Here is a 1872-nt window from a genome sequence, read left to right on the forward strand (position 1 = left end):
TGCAGGACGCGATGGCACGGCTTTACGTCGTGGTGCCCATCTCGCTCGCCGTGATTTTCGCGCTGCTCTATCTGATGTTCGGCAATGCCAGCCTTGCAGCGCTCATCTTCTGCAACGTGCCGTTTGCGGCGATCGGCGGCATTCTTGCCCTCTGGATACGAGGACTGCCGTTCAGTATTTCCGCTGCGGTCGGCTTTATCGCGCTCTTCGGTATTGCGGTGCTCAACGGCGTCGTGCTGGTCAGCAGCATCGTCGAGATGCGGGCTCGCGGTTTGAGTGCCGTCACGGCTGCGAAACAGGCTGCCGCGACCCGGCTGAGGCCTGTGCTCATGACGGCGACCGTAGCCAGCCTCGGCTTTCTGCCCATGGCTTTCTCGATGAGTTCGGGTGCGGAAGTCCAGCGTCCGCTAGCGACTGTCGTTATCGGTGGTCTTGTGTCGGCAACCTTGCTGACGCTGCTGGTTTTGCCGACCGTTTATCCGTGGTTCGATCGCCGCAAAGACACGTCGCGTGTTGCCAAGCTGCACGAGCGCGAAACGCAATTCGCAGAATGATGGAGGGATGCTCTACCGTGATTGCCCTAAAACGTTCAGCCGCCCTGTTGCTGCCGCTACTGCTGGCGGCCTGCGCGGTAGGTCCTGACTTCAGGCAACCGGCCGCCCCGGACGGCGCTGGTTACACGCATGCTCCGCTGCCGTCGAAGACCGCAGCGGCCCCCGGCGCAGTGGGAGGAGCGCAGCAGTTCGCTGTTGGCGGCGATATTCCGGGCCAATGGTGGACGCTGTTCCAGTCGCCCGAACTCAACGCGTTGATCGACCGCGCGTTCAAGGCCAGCCCAACCATCGCTGCCGCACAGTCTGCGCTTGCCGTGGCCCGTGAGAACGTGCTGAGCCAGAGGGGGACGCTCTTTCCGAGCATCGGCGTCGACGCATCGGGCAGTAGAAACGGAACGTCCACGGCGAGCCTTGCTCCCGTCGCCGCGAACAACCAGCGCATTTACTCACTCTACACGGGCGAGCTGACCGTTTCGTATTCGCTCGACGCATTCGGCCTGAATCGCCGCATGATCGAATCGACCGCCGCGCAAGCCGACAATCAGCGTTTCGAACTGGAAGCGGCCTATCTGACCTTGAGCAGCAATCTCGCGCTTGCAGCGTTCAACGTTGCGTCGCTGCGCGGGCAGATCGCTGCGCAGCAGGAGGTGATCAAGGCCAATACCGAACTCCTCGACATCCTTCGGCATGAAAGCATGCACGGTGAAGTTGCCGAGGCGGACGTCGTGCAACAGCAAGCGGTGCTTGCGCAGTCGCAGATCGCGATACCACCGCTCGAGAAACAATTGGCGCTGCAGCGCGACGCGCTGATCGCGCTCATGGGCGGCTTTCCGAACGAGGATGTCGCGGCCGATTTCGACCTGTCTTCGTTACACCTGCCTGATGATCTTCCCGTCAGCCTGCCATCGACCCTCGTGGAGCGCCGGCCCGACATTCTTGCTGCGTCTGCGGCATTGCATGCTGCTAGCGCGCAGGTGGGTGTCTCCATCGCCAACCGGCTGCCGCAAATATCGTTGACGGCCGCCTTGGGAACTTCGCCCAGTGCCATTGCGAACGCATTTACGCCATACAACCAGTTCTTCACCGTTGTCGGGAAGATCGCCCAGCCGATCTTCCAGGGTGGAGCGTTGCTGCATCGCCAGCGCGCGGCGCAGGCGGCATTCGATCAGGCCAGCGCCCAGTACCGCTCGACGGTGATCAACGCATTTCAGAACGTTGCCGATGTATTGCAGAGCGTGCAGGCGGACGCGAAGACGTTGCAGGCGGCCGTCAATGCGGAGCAGGCTGCCTCGCGCAGCGTGGCTATCCAACGTGAAAA

The 1872-nt window shown here is 62.2% G+C and carries 2 protein-coding genes; both read left to right on the top strand.

All coding sequences use genetic code 11. From position 1 onward, the window contains the following. On the top strand, positions 1-554 hold a 554-nt coding region (locus P0D89_RS52560; RefSeq protein ID WP_408379557.1), incomplete at its 5' end, for an efflux RND transporter permease subunit. Positions 555-571: 17 nt separating this feature from the next. Then, positions 572-1872: efflux transporter outer membrane subunit (locus P0D89_RS52565; RefSeq protein ID WP_408379559.1), on the top strand; the 1301-nt coding region annotated here is incomplete at its 3' end.

This window comes from Paraburkholderia sp. RL18-085-BIA-A (genome assembly GCF_046027075.1).
Taxonomy (GTDB): Bacteria; Pseudomonadota; Gammaproteobacteria; order Burkholderiales; family Burkholderiaceae; genus Paraburkholderia.